The organism is Pseudomonas antarctica, from assembly GCF_900624995.1.
In the GTDB taxonomy this organism is placed as follows: domain Bacteria; phylum Pseudomonadota; class Gammaproteobacteria; order Pseudomonadales; family Pseudomonadaceae; genus Aquipseudomonas; species Aquipseudomonas antarctica.
Genome location: NZ_UYXQ01000015.1, coordinates 44,792 through 61,540 on the forward strand (window position 1 = coordinate 44,792; position 16,749 = coordinate 61,540).

Below are 16,749 nucleotides of genomic sequence, written 5' to 3' on the forward strand. Positions count from 1 at the left end.
TGACTCCTCAGGCCATCTGCGCGACAGGGGCGGCTTCGGCAGGTTGCACCGAGCGCACGGTGCGCCACGTGTTGTACGCCATCAGCAACATGCCGCTGAGGAAGATCGCCCCGCCCACCAGCCGCACGATGAAGCCTGGGTGGCTGGCCACCAGGGTTTCGACGAAGGAGTAGGTCAAGGTGCCGTCTTCGTTGATCGCACGCCACATCAGGCCCTGGGCGATGCCGTTGACCCACATCGAGGCGATGTAGAGCACGGTGCCGATGGTGGCCAGCCAGAAGTGCGCGTTGATCAGGCCGAGGCTGTACATCTGCTCGCGGCCGAAGACTTTCGGGATCATGTGGTACAGCGCGCCGATGGAAATCATCGCCACCCAACCGAGGGCACCGGCGTGTACGTGGCCGATGGTCCAGTCGGTGTAGTGGGAGAGGGCGTTGACGGTCTTGATCGCCATCATCGGCCCTTCGAAGGTCGACATGCCGTAGAAGGCCAGTGAGACGACCAGGAAGCGCAGGATCGGGTCGCTGCGCAACTTATGCCAGGCGCCTGAGAGCGTCATCATGCCGTTGATCATGCCGCCCCAGCTTGGCGCCAGCAGTACCAGCGACATCACCATGCCCAGCGACTGCGCCCAGTCCGGCAGTGCGGTGTAGTGCAGGTGGTGCGGGCCAGCCCAGATGTACAGGGTGATCAGCGCCCAGAAGTGCACGATGGACAAGCGATAGGAGTACACCGGACGCTCGGCTTGCTTGGGCACGAAGTAATACATCATGCCGAGGAAGCCAGCGGTGAGGAAAAAGCCTACCGCGTTATGCCCATACCACCACTGCACCATGGCGTCCGTTGCGCCGCCGTAGGCCGAGTAGGACTTGGTCCAGCTCACCGGCAGGGAGGCGTGGTTGACGATATGCAGAATGGCCACGGTGATGATAAAGGCGCCGAAGAACCAGTTACCGACGTAGATGTGCTTGGTTTTGCGCTTCATCACCGTGCCGAAGAACACCACGCCGTAGGCGACCCAGACAATGGCGATAAGAATGGCGATCGGCCATTCCAGCTCGGCGTATTCCTTGGAAGTGGTGTAGCCCAGCGGCAAGCTGATGGCGGCCAGTACAATGACCAACTGCCAGCCCCAGAAGCAGAACGCGGCGATTTTCGGCGCGAACAGCTGGGTTTGGCAGGTACGCTGCACCGAGTAGAACGAGCTGGCAAACAGTGCGCAGCCGCCGAAGGCGAAGATCACCGCGTTGGTGTGCAGTGGGCGCAAACGGCCGAAGCTGGTCCAAGGCAAATCGAAGTTGAGTGCAGGCCAAACCAATTGGGCGGCGAGAAAAACCCCGAGCCCCATGCCGACGATGCCCCACACCACCGTCATAATGGCGAATTGGCGGACCACCTTGTAGTTATAGGCGGTACTTAAAGTAGTGTTCATGGTTCCCCATCCACGGTTCAACCCAAGCAAATGCGGCACTTGGGCTGGAGTTATAGGCAGACTAAAAAGCGAGGCAAGCATGGGCAAAGAGCACAAGGCCAGTATTGACGGGGATCAATGGGCGCAGTGTGTACGGGAACGCGGGTGGTTGTGGGATGCGGCGACGGGGCCTATCGCGCGCGCGCCGGTAACGCTGATCCTGGCCCACGGTGCCGGCGCACCGATGGACTCAGCCTTTATGAACGACATGGCTGCACGCCTTGCCGGGCATGGCGTGAACGTGTTGCGCTTCGAGTTTCCCTACATGGCCCAACGCCGCGTGGACGGGGGTAAACGACCGCCGAACCCGGCGCCGAAACTGCTGGAATGCTGGCGTGAGGTGTACGCCGAGGTGCGACGTCATGTCGCTGGGAAACTGGCCGTTGGCGGCAAGTCCATGGGCGGGCGCATGGCGAGCATTTTGGCTGATGAGTTAGGCGCTGATGGGCTGGTGTGCCTGGGTTATCCGTTTTACGCGGTGGGCAAACCGGAAAAACCACGGGTCGAGCATTTGGCCGGGCTGAAGACGCCGACGTTGATTGTGCAGGGCGAGCGCGATGCGCTGGGGAATCGAGCGGCGGTGCAGGGGTATGACGTGTCGCCGAGCATCGAGGTGATGTGGCTGGTGGCGGGGGATCATGACTTGAAACCGTTGAAGGCTTCGGGGTTTAGTCATGAGCAGCATTTGGAGGCTGCTGCGGTGAAGGTGGCTGAGTTTTTGGGCGTCTGACCGTTCCCATGCTCCGCGTGGGAATGCAGCCCTGGACGCTCTGCGTCCGCTCCTAAAGCCGTGACGCAGAGCGTCACAGGAGGCGTTCCCACGCAGAACGTGGGAACGATCTGTATCAGCGGTTGAAGCGCTCCACCAGCGAATACTGGGTATTCGCCGTATGCGTCAGCTCTTCACTCAACTGCGCCGAGTTCATCGCCTGTTCCGAGGTCTGGTCCGCCAACAGCGCAATCGTGCTGATATTGCGGCTGATCTCTTCGGCCACCGCGCTTTGCTCTTCGGTAGCCGCCGCGATCTGCGTGGTCATGTCGGTGATGTTGGCCACCGCTTCACTGATGCCCACCAACGCCTGGTCCGCCTCCATCACGCGCGCCACGCCTTCTTCAGCCTGGCGATGCCCGGCGTCCATGGTTTGCACGGCGGCGGCGGCAGTCTGCTGCAGCTTGGCGATCAAGGCATGAATCTGCCCGGTCGATTCAGCCGTGCGCTGCGCCAGCTGACGAACCTCGTCAGCCACCACCGCAAACCCACGGCCCATCTCACCGGCGCGGGCCGCTTCGATGGCCGCGTTCAATGCCAGCAGGTTGGTCTGATCGGCAATGCCTTTGATCACGTCAACCACGCCGCCGATTTCATCGCTGTCCTTGGCCAGCTGAGTGACGGTCACGCCCGTCTCACCCACGGCGACCGACAGCCGCTGGATCGCCTCACGGGTTTCCCCGGCGATGTCGCGGCCACGACCGGTCAGGCGATTAGCCTCCTGCGTGGCGTCAGCTGTGCGCTGCACGTGGCTGGCCACTTCCTGGGTCGTTGCTGCCATCTGGTTGACGGCGGTGGCCACCTGTTCGGTTTCCACACGCTGGCGCTCCAAGCCGCTGGAGCTGTTATGCGCCAAGGTATTGGACTGCGCCGCCTGGTCGTTGAGGTGCTCGGCCGTATCCTGCAAGCGTGTAAGACACGTCTTCAGACGCGCTTCCTGGCTGAGGATCGACATCTCCAGCCGCGCTTGTGCGCCACGGCTGTCGGTGTACATCTGCGCGATCAACGGGTCGGACGTGGTTTGTTCCGCCAGGCGCAACAAACGCTTGAGGCCACGCTGTTGCCAGCTCAAACCCAGCAGGCCCAGCGGCACCGACAACCCCGCCGCCAAGGCAAAGCCCCAGTGAGAGTTGAGTGATGCACCGATCATGAAGCTGAGCTGGCTGACCAAGATAAACGGCAGCCAGTCCTGCAATACCGGCAGCCACTTGTCGCGCCGAGGCACGGCAGACTTGCCCTGGTTGATACGTTGATAGAGCGCTTCGGCCCGGCGAATCTGCTCGGCGGTGGGCTTGATGCGCACCGATTCATAGCCGACCACCTGGTTGCCATCGAAGACCGGTGTCACATAGGCGTTAACCCAATAATGATCGCCGGTCTTGCAGCGGTTCTTAACGATGCCCATCCATGGCAAGCCTTGTTTGAGCGTGGACCACATATGCGCGAACACCGCCGGCGGCACATCCGGGTGACGTACCAGGTTGTGCGGGGCCCGGATCAGTTCTTCACGGGTGAACCCACTGATCTCGACGAAAGCGTCGTTGCAGTAGGTGATCACGCCTTTGGCGTCTGTGGTGGAGATCAACCGTTGCTGAGCGGGGAAGGTGCGTTCGCGCTGGGTAACGGGTTGGTTATTACGCATGAGTTTTCAATCCGCAAGGCTTTCAGGGGTTGTCGGCCGTAACGGGCTTTTATTTAGCTTAATTATTGTAATAATCAGCTGGCCAGCATCGGGTAGGTAAACAATCCGAAGTGAAGCAGATTCAGGCCAAAGTGCGTGGCAATGGCTGCACCCAGTCCGCCAAAGCGATAAGCCAGGCCATAACCGACGCCTGCAATGCTCGCCAGCAATACCCAATGCCAGCCAGCCCCAAGGTGCGCCAGGCCAAATAGCAGGGAGGCCAATAGCAGTGCGAGGTTCTCGCCATAAGGCAGGTGTTTTAGGCGCTGGCTCAGCCCGCCTTGTATATAGCCCCGGAACAGTGCTTCTTCTACCAACGTCACCAGCAGCAGGTTATTGAGTACCCACAGCCACGCTTGTTCCGGCCATTTGGGTGCCCAACTGATAATCCCCATCAAGGCTGCGCCGCCTAGCGCAGCGATCGCCGTCAGAGTTAACGCCAGCGCCGTGACGCAGATTGCCAGGCGCCACGAACGTCGTGCCACGATCCATGGGCAAGCCAGCAGTAGCCAGAAGCCAATCAGTGGCTTGTCCTGGTTCAGGTACATTGAAAATGGCACTGAATCAGGCGTGAAGCGCTGGGGTGCAATGCCACGCCCGTTGTAGAAGCCCGGCAGCCAGTGCATGGCCAACCCCAAGGCCAAAACGATGAACAACCCGTGGCCGAGAGAGCGTGCCCACGGGTTGCGTTGCTGGCGTACGGCATACCCGGCGATCAGCAGCATGGCTACGGATACTGCACCCAGTAAGCCCAGTTGACCGTAAGCCAAGGCCACCACATAGCCAATGGAAAGAAGGATCAGGTACAGCCAGGGCAGAGCGATCATGTGAAATCCTTGGAAAAAACTGGTCGGCATTATAGCGACCGGTGTGATTTGCAGGCATGAAAACTCCGCCACGCGAAACACCTGAGTGAAGCGATTGCAAAACTTGATCTCGGCTGGTTATAGTCGTCGCTTGTTCATCCCTTCACACAAGATCAGCCCATGCAAGCTTCCCCTCGCATAGCGGTAGTCGATTCAGCGCTCAACGCTGTGGTCGTGCCGTGCGGGAATAAGCAGCCTGCGCAGATCAGTCATTACCCCCCACCTGTCAGTAGCACGCCGGTGTACGCAGTCGTATCACCGCCGGGTGTTGGCATTTCGGGCTGATCAGCGAAACGCTGTTCCCTGCTGCCCGCCTGAAAAAAACCTACTGAGTTTCAGCCTTGGCTGAATTGGCTTTTTTGCCTGATTACAGGTGGTATCCATGTCTGTTCTTTCGAAACACTCCGTGGCCGCGGCGGCCTCGACGAGCCTGTTTGTCCTGCTGTGGAGCAGTGGCGCGATTTTCTCCAAGTTGGGCCTGGCCCATGCTTCGCCCTTTGCTTTTCTGTTGATCCGTTTTGCCATTGCCCTGGCGGGCTTGGTGATCCTGGTACCGATCCTGAAATTGAAGCTGCCCCTTCCCGGCAAACCGATGTTCTATGCGGCGGCGACCGGGTTGGTGTTGTTGGGGGCTTATCAGATTTTCTATCTGCTGGCCCTGGACCTCAAGGTGACGCCGGGCGTGATGGCAACCATCATGGGTGTACAGCCGATCCTCACCGTGGTGCTGATGGAGCGCCAGCGTTCCTGGAGCCGGATGTTCGGCCTTGGGTTGGGGTTGGCAGGCTTGATAATGGTGGTTTACCAGGGGATCGGTCTGTCTGGAATGTCACTGTCGGGCATGTTGTTCGGGCTTTTAGCGCTGGCGAGTATGACGTTTGGTTCCATCATGCAAAAGCGCATCACCGATAACCCACTGGGCACGCTGCCCGTACAGTACTTGGCCGGGTTGTTGCTGTGTTTGGTGTTTGTACCGTTCCAGCCATTTCACGTTGAGCAAAGCGCCAGCTTTTACGTGCCGGTGCTGTGGATGGGGCTGGTGGTGTCATTGCTGGCCACACTGTTGCTTTATCGCCTGATCGCCCGGGGCAATCTGGTGAATGTCACCAGCTTGTTTTACCTGGTGCCCGCGGTGACTGCGGTGATGGATTACCTGATCTTTGGCAATCGCCTCGCGTTATTGAGTGTGTTGGGGATGGGGTTGATTGTTGTTGGGCTGGGGTTTGTGTTTCGTAAGCGTTGAATAAATAGCCTCCTCCCCTGCCTGCATTGGTGGAGAGGGGGCTGTCCAGCCTCAACACGCAGTCGGTAAGAGGCCGACAGAAGGGGCAGGTCGCGCGTGCCGGGAGCGCTGAATGTATAAGTCAGGGCGATTGAAATTTGGTGGAATTGGAAAACGTTTCAGGCCGTGTTTCATTAGCTGAAAGTGCTCTTTGTGCATTTTTTTGATATCAATCACCTAGTCTCAATGACTGTTGGCAATAGCACATTATTTTGACAGTTGTTAAGTCGCTGTTGTCGCCAAGGTTTCATCGAATTACCAAAAATTTTAATGAACTTTATTGAGGTAAAAAGTGTCCGCGGATTCAGGTGTGAAGCATGCGCTCAGGTTCTCGGTGGCGAAGATGGCGATATCCGTTGGAGGTAGTTGAACGCTCTCGTGGGCATGCGGTCGTAGGAAAGTTAGGGGCAGCTGTAGGACTCTAGCTTGGGTGCCGCAGTGCTCAGAGCGCAAAAGAGGCATTGCGGAATGGAAAAGCCGACAATTGGTTAAAGAGTGCAGATTGTGCCTACAAACAATAACTGCAATAATTCCGTCTTTCTCAGGGCGCGTATCCGTGTTTCCTACGGGTTAATAAGTTGTTCGCGAAGGGAATTCCGTGTCTATTTTTACATTGCGTAGTCCTTCTTCTGTTGGGTCGTACGACTTTCGCGCAGCCAAAGTCGCCGTACTCATGTGCACGTACAACGGCGCCTCCTACCTCGCCGACCAGCTCGATTCGTTTGAGCGCCAGACGCATTCCAATTGGGTCGTGGTGGTTTCTGACGATGGTTCTGCTGACGCAACCCTGTCGCTGCTTGAGAATTACAGGCGTAACTGGGGGGTTGAACGCCTCAAGATCGTGAGCGGGCCAAGCAGGGGGTTCGCGGCCAATTTCCTGTCGTTGACCTGCCGTGACGACGTTGATGCCGACTTTTTTGCTTGGTCTGATCAAGATGACATCTGGACGGACGACAAACTTGAGGTTGCACTGGCTTGGTTGCAGACCATTCCCAAGCATATACCTGCCCTCTATTGCGGGCGTACCCAGTTGATCAGCGAAGTAGGGAAAGCGTTGGGATTTTCGCCTAGATTCTGCCTGCCGCCCGGGTTTTCCAATGCGCTTGTTCAGAGTATCGCTGGTGGCAACACCATGGTTTTCAACCAGGCTGCTCGTGAACTCTTGCGTGAGGCAGGTGCGGAGCTGAACATCCCGGCTCATGATTGGTGGGCGTATCAATTGGTCTCTGGGGTTGGTGGGGCTATTTACTACGATCCCGAACCGAAGATGCTCTATCGTCAGCACAGTGACAATCTGATCGGTAGCAATTCGGGCTGGTCTGCACGGCTGCTTCGCCTGCGCATGGTATTCCAGGGCCGTTTCTATGAATGGAATGAGCAGAATATTCGCGCGCTTGAATCCATGCAGCATCGTCTTCGTGAAGAGCATCTGGCGACGCTTGTTCGCTTCAAGGCCGCAAGAGGTCAAACATTCTTTCGACGCGTCCTGGGTATCCGGTTGGCTGGTCTGTACCGGCAAACCTTCATGGGAAACCTGGGGCTGATTCTCGCAACATTACTCAAAAAGATCTGACTTCAATGACTATTCTAGTAACCGGCGGTGCAGGCTTTATAGGTGCAAACTTTGTATTGGATTGGGTCGCCCAGACGGACGAGCCTGTCATCAACCTGGATAAGCTGACGTATGCTGGCAATCTGGAAAACCTCAGCTCGCTGGACGGTGATAAGCGCCATCTGTTTGTGCAGGGTGACATTGCCGACACGCAGTTGGTCGAGCGCTTGCTCGCTGAGCACAAGCCGCGCGCTATTTTGAATTTTGCTGCCGAGTCGCACGTTGACCGCTCTATTCACGGCCCGGAAGACTTTATCGAGACCAACGTTGTCGGTACCTTCCGCTTGCTCGAAGCCGTGCGTGTCTATTGGAAAAGCTTGTCTGGCGAAGCGCAACAAACCTTCCGTTTTCTGCACGTGTCCACCGACGAAGTCTATGGCTCGTTGGCCAAGGACGACCCTGCGTTTACCGAGCAGCATCAGTACGAACCTAATAGCCCGTACTCGGCGAGCAAGGCTGCAAGCGACCATTTGGTGCGCGCCTACCACCACACGTATGGCCTGCCGGTGTTGACCACCAACTGCTCGAACAACTACGGCCCGTACCACTTCCCGGAGAAACTCATTCCGTTGATGATCGTCAACGCGCTGGCGGGTAAGGCGCTGCCGGTGTACGGCGACGGTCAGCAGATTCGTGACTGGCTGTACGTGAAAGACCACTGCAGTGCCATTCGCCGCGTCTTGGAGGCCGGTACGGTCGGTGAGGTCTACAACGTAGGTGGCTGGAACGAGAAGCCTAACCTGGACATCGTTCACACGGTATGCGCCTTGCTTGATGAGCTACGCCCTCGCGCAGACAGCAAACCCTACAGCGAACAGATCTCCTATGTTACGGATCGCCCAGGGCATGACCGTCGTTACGCCATTGACGCTCGCAAGCTAGAGCGTGAATTGGGATGGAAGCCGGCGGAGACTTTCGAAACAGGTATCCGCAAGACGGTCGCTTGGTATCTGGATAATCAAGATTGGGTAAGTAACATTCAATCGGGCTCGTACCGCGAATGGGTAGAGAAAAACTACACCGGACGTTCGGCATGAGAATTTTACTGCTAGGTAAAAATGGGCAGGTCGGGTGGGAGTTGCAACGAAGTCTGGCGCCCCTGGGGGAAGTGCTTGCACTCGACTCGAAAAGCCAGGACTACTGCGGTGACTTGTGTGATTTGCAGGGGCTCTCGGCGACTGTCCAGCGTTTCGCTCCAGACGTTATCGTCAACGCTGCCGCCTACACTTCGGTAGATAAAGCCGAAAGCGAGCCGGGCCAAGCCCTGCGTGTCAACGCGGAAGCACCGGCGGTTCTGGCCGCAGAAGCCTTGAAACTGAATGCATTATTGGTGCACTACTCTACTGATTATGTGTTTGCGGGTGATGGCGTTACGCCGTGGCAAGAAAGCGATGCGGTCGGCCCGCTCAGTGTCTACGGCTCTACCAAACTCGCGGGTGAACAGGCGATTCAATCCTCCGGTTGCGCTTACCTCGTCTTTCGTACCAGTTGGGTGTATGCGGCGAAAGGTAACAACTTCGCCAAGACCATGCTGCGCCTGGCTCGAGAGCGAGATAGCCTTAACGTCATTGACGATCAATTTGGTGCACCGACAGGTGCAGACCTGTTGGCTGACGTCACCGCTCATGCTATTCGTGCCATGAACTATGAGCCGAAATTGGGAGGCATTTATCACCTGGCGGCGGCGGGCGAGACCACTTGGTATCGCTACGCCCATTTCGTACTTGAGCAGGCTCAAGCTGCTGGAGTGTCATTAATGGTTTCGCCGGCGAATATGGGGGCAATAGAGACGGCGGCTTATCCTACGCCCGCTAAACGTCCTCTTAACTCTCGGCTTAATACCAAAAAACTGCAAAATGCCTTAACATTAGTTTTGCCTGAATGGCAAATTGGCGTGGCACGGATGCTTACAGAAACACTAGAGAAATGAATATGATCAAACGTAAAGGAATCATTCTGGCTGGCGGCTCAGGGACGCGCTTGCACCCTGCTACTTTGGCGATTTCAAAGCAGTTGTTACCGGTTTATGACAAACCGATGATTTATTACCCCCTGACGACGCTGATGTTGGCGGGAATTCGCGACATTCTGATCATCTCAACACCGCAGGACACCCCTCGTTTTGAACAGCTTCTTGGGGATGGCAGTAACTGGGGCTTGAATATTTCCTATGCAGTACAACCCTCACCGGATGGGTTGGCGCAGGCCTTTATAATTGGTGAAGACTTTATTGGTGGTGACCCGTCTGCGCTGGTGCTGGGTGACAATATTTACCACGGGCATCACTTTGATGCGCTGCTGAGTAGCGCCATGGCTAGGCAGGGTGGCGCCAGTGTCTTTGCCTATCACGTCAATGATCCCGAGCGTTATGGGGTTGTAGAGTTCGACACTCTCGGTAAAGCAATCAGCTTGGAAGAAAAGCCGGTTAAAGCAAAGTCAAATTATGCAGTGACCGGTCTTTATTTTTACGATGAGCATGTGGTAGAGATCGCCAAGAGCATAAAACCTTCACCACGGGGTGAGTTGGAGATTACAGATCTCAACCGTGTCTACCTGGAGCAGGGCAACCTGTCGGTGGAGATTATGGGGCGTGGTTATGCTTGGTTGGACACAGGTACGCACGACTCATTGCTTGAAGCCAGCCATTTTATTGCAACGCTCGAGCATCGCCAGGGCCTCAAGGTTGCGTGCCCTGAAGAAATCGCGTTTCGACAGAAGTGGATTGGCAGCGAGCAGTTGGAAAAACTTGCAGCACCGTTGTTGAAAAATGGCTATGGCCAGTATTTGATGCGCATTTTGAATGAGACCGTGTATTGATGAAAGCTAACCGACTTGCGATTCCAGATGTGCTTTTGTTTGAGCCGACGTTGTTCGGTGACGAACGTGGATTTTTTTTTGAAAGTTTCAATCAGCGCCTATTTGAAGGCGCCATAGGGCGATCAGTTACCTTCGTACAAGACAATCACTCACGCTCAGCCAAGAATGTGCTCAGAGGCTTGCATTATCAGCTTAAGCAGCCTCAGGGTAAACTTGTACGCATTGTGCAGGGTGAAGTGTTTGACGTGGCCGTTGATATTCGTTTTGGGTCTCCCACATTCGGTCAGTGGGTGGGGGAGTACCTGAGCGCAGAGAATAAAAAACAACTGTGGGTACCTGAAGGTTTTGCGCATGGTTTTGTTGTGCTAAGTGAAAGTGCTGAGTTTTTATATAAAACCACTAACTATTATGATCCTGACTCGGAACGCTCAATTCTCTGGAGTGACACCGAGTTAAATATTAAGTGGCCAGCGTCTATTGATCCGACCCTTTCCGCTAAGGATAAGGCGGCTTCGCTATTTAAGGATGCGGAATATTTTCCTTCAGGCTTTTTGTCTGATCAAGAGGGTGGTAAATGAGGGAGGGTATAAGTGATCTAGTTGCGGCTATTTCCCGGCGAGATATTTGGTTGTATTTCGCTATCAGTGACACTAAAGCAAGGTATGCAAGAAGTACGCTAGGGCCCTGGTGGATTACCTTAGGGACGGCATTGGGTGTGGTCGGGCTGGGGCTGGTGTGGAGCGCCGTGATGAGCGTCGACCTGCATGTCATGCTTCCAAACCTGGCGGTTGGCCTAGTGTTGTGGTTTATGATTTCTGGGGTGATTTCGGAGTCTTCAAACGGCTTTACAAACCAGGCGGCAATCATCAGGAACTACCCGTTGCCGTTGTCGTTGCACACGTTGCGACTGCTGTCAAAACATATAATAAACTTCGGGCATAACATATCGATTGTGCTTGTCGTGTTCTGTATTTATGGCTTTCCGTCGCTTATAAATGCCGGCTGGGCGTTGTTGGGTTTATTGCTGGTCATACTAAATCTTTGGTGGATTTCGCTGCTGGTGTCTACGCTGGGGGCTCGGTTTCGGGACTTAGGGCCGTCAATTGATGCGCTGATGCCGATTCTTTTCTTCCTGACACCCATTCTTTATAAGAAGTCCGACGTCGTCTCGGCGGCGGCATGGTTTGATTATAATCCAATTGCGACACTGTTTTCGTTAGTTAAGAATCCATTGCTCTCGTTGCCTGTCCATTCGCTTGACTATGCCAGTATGGCCGTCTTTAGCGTGGTGGGTTGGACGTTGGCGCTAGCGGTTTTTGGTCGCCACAAAAAACATATTGTTTTCTGGATTTGACATGGCATTTATAGAGCTTAAAGATCTGTCACTGACGTTTCCTGTAATAACTGAGGCAGGCGCGTCCCTGAGAAAACAGTTAGTGAGGATGAGCACCGGTGGGGTTATCTCAAGCGATAATTCTCATACGGTCCATATTCAAGCACTTAAAAATATAAACTTGACGCTCAAGGACGGTGATCGAGTAGGCCTCATTGGTCACAATGGCTCCGGCAAGAGTACCTTGCTGAGAACATTGGCGGGTATTTATACGCCGACCAGCGGCACTCGGAGTATCGAAGGGAGCGTCCGTGCGCTGTTTGAGCTGGGCGTCGGCACCGACCACGAACTGTCCGGCCGAGCAAATATCGAACGGTTGGCCAGGCTGTACGGCTTCCCGCTGGAAAGAGTGCAGAGTGATATTGCTGCAATCGAAAGCTTTTCCGGGTTGGGCGGCTACTTGGATCTCCCGATCAGGTCTTATTCTTCGGGTATGCAGTTAAGGCTAATATTCGCAATATCAACACTGTACCCAAGCGATATTCTGTTAATCGATGAGGTATTTGGTGTGGGCGACGAAGCCTTCCAGGAAAAAGCTAAACAGCGCATGGAAAGCATGATGCAAAGCTCAAAAATCGTAGTCATCGCTTCTCATTCGAAAGAGCTGATTAATAAGTTTTGCACTAAGACAATTAAGCTTGAATCTGGAAATATTGTGGAAGTTTCTTCAATCGGGGAGGGTGTATGAGTAAAGCGGCATTTTATAGAGTGGCCAAGGCGGCAGCGTTTGAAACACTGGGTCCCTACCCGTGCCGGCTGGCATTAGCTACTTTACGTGAAGGCAAACCTCCTACGGATTTGCCCGCTCGCGTTAAATTTGCCTATTACTCCCTCAAGGCGGTCAACGTATTTTTGCCGTTGGCATCGATGATGCGCGAGCAAGAAAAATCAGAGATCGAGCGTCCACAGATCTATGACGAACACTTACTCAACTTGATGGTCAACCGAGCGTATGATCTTCCCGAGGTGGTAGTCAGCGATTCAGCGCCTGTGCGTATTAACGTACTGGTACCGGCATTTACCATCAGCACTATTTCGGCAGGTTTTTTTGGCGTATTCAACGTAGCGCTCTTTATCGCCCAACAAGGCTATCGTGTAAGGTTAGTGCTGTTTGATAACTTCTATTACATTGAAGAAGAGTTTCGTGATGCGCTGAAGAAATTTCCATCAATGGAAAATTTGTTTGATCAGCTGGAAATCGAATATATCGGCTCTCGCTCGACTCCGCTGGTGGTCTCTTCGCGTGATAACTGTGTTGCTACAGTTTGGTACAGCGCTTACTTTGCAGAAAAAATTGCAAAGGCCACGGGTGGACGTCCGTTTTTGTATTTGATTCAGGATTTTGAAGCGGCGTTTTATCCCTTCAATAGCCAGTATTGCATCTCTAGAAACTCCTATGATTTTAAATATCATACGCTGTCGTCCTCCAGCGCACTGTTGAAGTATTTAAAGGTGAATTCGATCATCTCTGATGATCCCGCTATCAAGTCCCTGAGCTTTGATAATGCTTACTCTTCGTCCATCTATGATGAGGACCAATTCCACATTGAGAAAAAGAAAAACAAGAAACGTTTCGTATTTTACAGTCGTCCGGCCGTCAACCGGAATATGTTTGAAATGGCCGCCCTTGCATTAATCGACGCCTATAAGAAAGGTGCCTTCGACGACAGCGAATGGGAGTTCTATGGCATGGGCATTGGTAATACTACCGTGCAGTTGGCCAATGGGGTTGAGGTGACTCAGCTGCCGAGGATGCCGTTGGATGAGTACGAAGCTATCACCAAAACCTTTGACCTGTGCTTGACGTTGATGTCGTCGCCGCATCCAAGCCTGATACCTATGGATCTTGCGGCCTCGGGTGCCGTGGTGGTAACAAATACGTTTGAAACAAAGACGCCTGAATACCTGACCTCTATTTCAAAAAACATCATCCCTGCCCGTCCTGATCTATATGCACTGTCAGCAGCAATTGTTGAGGGTGTTAAGCGAACCAACGATACGAAAGCACGGTATGAAAATGCTACTGTGAACTGGCCTAAGTCTTGGAGTGAGACGTGGACCGATAACCATCGAGAGTTCATTCGGGAGATTTTCAGTGATGCCAAGTAGAAAGAACTTTGAACTGCAGTTGCAAACGGTAGGTATCGAGTGCGGCTGTGATAAGGTGGTGCCCCATGAGTACCACCCGTTCTATGCCAACCACTTTGTGGACTATGTCGATCGTCCTTTTAAGTTGCTGGAGATCGGCGTCGGCGGCGAGGGCCGGGAAGTAGGCGGCGCGTCCTTGATGCTCTGGTCCAAGGTTTTTCCCCAGGCGCAGATATTTGGGCTGGATATCTATGATAAAACCGTGTTGGATACCGACAGGATCAAGACTTTTGTCGTCGACCAAGGTGACCCTGTTGCGTTGAGTGTGTTTGTTGCTGAGCATGGACCGTTTGATATTATTATTGATGACGGTAGCCATAAACGCTCAGATCAACTAACCAGTTTGTTCACCCTCATCGCCAGTGTTGTCCCAGGAGGTTATTATGTCCTGGAAGACTATTTTACTTCGTACTGGCCTGTTTACGATGGTTCGACGTTGGCGAAGGACTACCTTGATACGCCTGTGCGTTGGCTGAAACAATCCATTGATATCATCAACAGGAATAATCTTCTTTCCGAAGAGATCAAAAGTTTTTTACCTGATTGGGGCGTTGAAGAGTTGCACGTTTACCCCGGTGTCGCTTTTTTACGCAAAGGCCTGCAGGCTGTCCGCGGTGAAATACCGAATGCCGAGTTTTATGCCAATCAGGTAGAGCTCGACGAGTTGCGTTACGGCGCATACAAGGATTCATTTTTTGAATACATTAAAGACCCTATGACCAGTCTTAAAGTGCTGCATGAAGTTAAAGTGCGCCTTGAGGCTGAGATTAAGCGCATTGAGTCGCAATCTGCTGTAAATTTGGTGGTCGATTCACAAGATGAACGTGGCTCGTAGTGTGGATTGAAGTGAAATAGCAGAATGCACGCGGTCCGAGAATGACACGTGGGTTGTGGCCTGTAACGCACAGTTGCCACCGTCATATGTTTTTACGGCAGCGTTAAATAAAACCACCCATACGGGTGGTTTTTCTTTGTTTGGTATAAGACTTTATTTGTGTTTTTGGCGATACGCGCAATGAAAAGCGCTACTCAGGTAGTGGTAGGCCGTGAGAGTCAGTTGGATTGATTATTTTAATAGCTGCACAGGCGTTTACGCTATTTCGCTGAATGCTCTCTATGAAGGTTTCAGTATTTTACCGAGATATTGTTTCCTCTCTATTTTATTTATCTTCCACTGTCGCTGTCAGTCGTATGTGCGACTGCGTTAATACTCAAGAGTGGACTGTCCTACGCATTGACGATGGTGTTGTCTATTGTGCTGTTGTTGACGGTTTCTATGGTGGGAGCCATCGCCTTACTCGGGTGTGTGAAAGACCGTCTATCGTTATGTCCAAGCAGGTTGGCTTGGCAGTGGAGATGTCTATTCGTAAGGTAGGTTTTTTCCTGGCTAAAATGTTTTGCCGATCCGCTACGTAAACCGGGGGGATGATGCATGACCTCATCCCCCCTGATCAATCCATCACGATAACGCAGGGCTTGTTATCGCACTGCGTTTTTCACCGAATCGTCTTCCGAATTTTCGCAGTGGGGTTTCGACCAAGCGGTAATTAAGCTCAGCACCAATAAAGACAATCGTCAATGTCGCGATGGCCAGCACAGGGTCAAAGGCGTCATGGGCCACGGGGTATTTATACATAGGGTTTGACGCGGACAGTCGGAAGGCCATTTCGTTGGTGAAGTAGTAAAGCGGCATGTGCATCAAATAGAGTGAAAAAGAGCGAGTGCCAACCCACAGGAAGGGCCGTGAAAAAGTCGACTTTTTAAATAGAAACCCTTTATCGAATGACGCCAGGAGCACCAGCACGCAGCTGACGACTGCAATGCCTCCGGCGCTAAAATAGAAACCGCTCCTAGGGATAGCCGACAGCAGAATAATCAAACCGAACGAGATGAGCGATCCACATCGGTATCTAGCGTCGAGTTGGGTTGCGAGACGTTGGTAGTAGTGTGTCGTTGCGAAATACGCCACCAACACACCCAGTAGAATAGCGTCTGTTCTGATAAACCAAAGTGCGCCGCCCACACTCTGTTCCCACGGCATTCGATGGAGAGGCAACTGAATAAGGACCAAGGCTACGATGGCGGGAATCAGTAGTCGTTTAGGTAAAAAAAACAGGATAGGCAGCACGAAGTAGAACTGTTCTTCCAGTGAAAGGCTCCAGTAGACCGGGTTTGGACCGCATGCTGAGTGGCCAATGACACACAGGAAGACATGCACATTTGAGTAGTTTAAAACGGCGGCAACCGAATCATTTATGTTCGGCCCAATGGGGCCAAATACGCCTGATGTATTGAAATATACGGTTGCAATTAACGAAAGGCCAACCCACAGCCAGAGTGTCGGAACGATGCGGAAGAATCGTCTGATCCAGAATCGCTTCATTTCAAACCAGTGTTCTTTAGGTGTGAGGGTGTGCCACGATTGGAACATTCTTTTTGAAATGACAAAGCCAGATATGCAGAAGAAAAGGTCTACACCACCCCAGTAGGGGTTGTTGAGATTAAAGAACGCCCAAGCTTCCTTGGAAGGCATGAGCAACAGTCCCAAATGCTGGAATAGAACAAAGATAATGGCGACTGCGCGTAGTAGCTCAATCTCGTCAACTTTTTTCATTTGTGTCATTCGCCTTGCGTTCGTTTTTTATGTCAGTGTTTCCGATCTTGCTGAACCATTTTCCGTACACATTCAGAGTTTCTTTCGGAGGCGTAA

Annotated in this window: 15 protein-coding genes; 11 read left to right on the plus strand and 4 right to left on the minus strand. The window is 53.3% G+C overall.

Going from position 1 to position 16,749, the window contains the following annotated elements:
* Positions 1–7 precede the first annotated feature (7 nt).
* Positions 8–1,432, minus strand: coding sequence for a cytochrome-c oxidase, cbb3-type subunit I (ccoN, locus tag E0F99_RS11990; protein ID WP_083357380.1), 1,425 nt, complete (start codon positions 1,430–1,432; stop codon positions 8–10).
* Between the two features lie 79 nt (positions 1,433–1,511).
* Here ccoN and E0F99_RS11995 point away from each other — a divergent pair, with 79 nt between their 5' ends.
* A complete protein-coding gene (locus E0F99_RS11995) occupies positions 1,512–2,201 on the plus strand; it encodes an alpha/beta family hydrolase (RefSeq protein ID WP_083357381.1) in 690 nt (229 codons plus the stop codon).
* A 115-nt stretch (positions 2,202–2,316) separates the two neighbouring features.
* On the opposite strand, the gene E0F99_RS12000 is transcribed toward E0F99_RS11995, so the two are convergent.
* Positions 2,317–3,882 carry a methyl-accepting chemotaxis protein gene (locus tag E0F99_RS12000; protein ID WP_083357382.1) on the minus strand — a complete coding sequence of 522 codons (1,566 nt, stop codon included), beginning with the start codon at positions 3,880–3,882 and terminating at the stop codon, positions 2,317–2,319.
* A 74-nt stretch (positions 3,883–3,956) separates the two neighbouring features.
* Positions 3,957–4,748 (minus strand): CPBP family intramembrane glutamic endopeptidase, encoded by a 792-nt coding sequence (locus tag E0F99_RS12005; RefSeq protein ID WP_083357383.1) that lies wholly within the window; start codon positions 4,746–4,748, stop codon positions 3,957–3,959.
* 421 nt (positions 4,749–5,169) lie between these two features.
* Here E0F99_RS12005 and E0F99_RS12010 point away from each other — a divergent pair, with 421 nt between their 5' ends.
* The 10 genes from E0F99_RS12010 (at position 5,170) to E0F99_RS12055 (ending at position 14,874) form a co-directional block, all read left to right on the plus strand.
* Entirely contained in the window at positions 5,170–6,030 is an 861-nt protein-coding gene (locus E0F99_RS12010; RefSeq protein ID WP_083357384.1) for a DMT family transporter, read from the plus strand.
* Positions 6,031–6,667: 637 nt separating this feature from the next.
* Positions 6,668–7,642: a glycosyltransferase family 2 protein gene (locus E0F99_RS12015; RefSeq protein ID WP_269457883.1), complete on the plus strand. Its 975-nt coding sequence runs from the start codon at positions 6,668–6,670 to the stop codon at positions 7,640–7,642.
* 5 nt (positions 7,643–7,647) lie between these two features.
* On the plus strand, positions 7,648–8,718 hold the full coding sequence (rfbB, locus tag E0F99_RS12020; protein ID WP_083357386.1) for a dTDP-glucose 4,6-dehydratase: 1,071 nt from the start codon (positions 7,648–7,650) through the stop codon (positions 8,716–8,718).
* Complete coding sequence (gene rfbD / locus E0F99_RS12025; protein WP_083357387.1) at positions 8,715–9,611, plus strand: dTDP-4-dehydrorhamnose reductase; 897 nt, start codon at positions 8,715–8,717, stop codon at positions 9,609–9,611. The genes rfbB and rfbD overlap by 4 nt, the downstream gene beginning before the upstream one ends.
* A 5-nt stretch (positions 9,612–9,616) precedes the next feature.
* The gene (gene rfbA / locus E0F99_RS12030; RefSeq protein WP_083360383.1) at positions 9,617–10,498 is read left to right on the plus strand and encodes a glucose-1-phosphate thymidylyltransferase RfbA; all 882 of its coding nucleotides are present in this window, start codon (positions 9,617–9,619) and stop codon (positions 10,496–10,498) included.
* Positions 10,498–11,076, plus strand: a complete 579-nt coding sequence (gene rfbC, locus E0F99_RS12035; protein WP_083357388.1) for a dTDP-4-dehydrorhamnose 3,5-epimerase — start codon at positions 10,498–10,500, stop codon at positions 11,074–11,076. Before rfbA ends, rfbC begins: the two co-directional genes overlap by 1 nt.
* A complete protein-coding gene (locus E0F99_RS12040) occupies positions 11,073–11,852 on the plus strand; it encodes an ABC transporter permease (protein WP_083357389.1) in 780 nt (259 codons plus the stop codon). The genes rfbC and E0F99_RS12040 overlap by 4 nt, the downstream gene beginning before the upstream one ends.
* 1 nt (position 11,853) lies before the next feature.
* Positions 11,854–12,579, plus strand: coding sequence for an ABC transporter ATP-binding protein (locus tag E0F99_RS12045; RefSeq protein ID WP_083357390.1), 726 nt, complete (start codon positions 11,854–11,856; stop codon positions 12,577–12,579).
* Positions 12,576–14,000 (plus strand): rhamnosyltransferase WsaF family glycosyltransferase, encoded by a 1,425-nt coding sequence (locus E0F99_RS12050; RefSeq protein ID WP_083357391.1) that lies wholly within the window; start codon positions 12,576–12,578, stop codon positions 13,998–14,000. Before E0F99_RS12045 ends, E0F99_RS12050 begins: the two co-directional genes overlap by 4 nt.
* On the plus strand, positions 13,990–14,874 hold the full coding sequence (locus E0F99_RS12055; RefSeq protein WP_083357392.1) for a hypothetical protein: 885 nt from the start codon (positions 13,990–13,992) through the stop codon (positions 14,872–14,874). The genes E0F99_RS12050 and E0F99_RS12055 overlap by 11 nt, the downstream gene beginning before the upstream one ends.
* Positions 14,875–15,498: 624 nt before the next feature.
* Here the strand turns inward: E0F99_RS12055 and E0F99_RS12060 are convergent.
* The gene (locus tag E0F99_RS12060; RefSeq protein WP_162276184.1) at positions 15,499–16,653 is read right to left on the minus strand and encodes an acyltransferase family protein; all 1,155 of its coding nucleotides are present in this window, start codon (positions 16,651–16,653) and stop codon (positions 15,499–15,501) included.
* Between the last annotated feature and the right edge of the window lie 96 nt (positions 16,654–16,749).